This is a genomic window from Microbacterium sp. CCH5-D1, from assembly GCF_001557335.1.
In the GTDB taxonomy this organism is placed as follows: domain Bacteria; phylum Actinomycetota; class Actinomycetes; order Actinomycetales; family Microbacteriaceae; genus Microbacterium; species Microbacterium oxydans.
The window spans coordinates 1-378 of record NZ_LSJW01000276.1 but is presented as its reverse complement, the minus strand read 5'-3'; the positions used below and the strand labels follow the sequence as shown (position 1 = coordinate 378).

Annotated in this window: 1 protein-coding gene; it reads right to left on the bottom strand. The window is 75.7% G+C overall.

Annotated elements, in window-relative coordinates; genetic code table 11:
- A partial coding sequence (locus tag AX744_RS16530) for a DNA-processing protein DprA (RefSeq protein WP_197429266.1) occupies positions 1-378 on the bottom strand: 378 nt, incomplete at both ends.

Here is a 378-nt window from a genome sequence, read left to right as displayed (position 1 = left end):
CCCCTACCCGGCCGGTCACAGCGACCTGATCGCCCGGATCGCCGAGCGCGGCGCGGTGTGCGGCGCCGTCGATGCCGTAGGCGGCGCCGCTGACGATGACGATGCCGCGGCCTGCGAGGTCGGCGGCGATCTCGGCGGTGACGTGCTCGCCGTAGGTGGTGGCGGCGCGCGCTCCGATCAGGCTGATCCGGTCGGTCAGGTTGCGGGTGAGCGGGGTGAGGGTGCCGCGCGCCCAGATGACGTGCGGGGCGGCGTCGCCGAGGTCGCTGAGGCCGGGGATGGTGGCCGGGTCGATCAGGGTGATGCCGTGGCGTGCGGCGAGCGCGAGGGTCTCGTCGATGTGGCGGGGGTTGTGGCGGGGCAGCCAGCGGGCGGCGG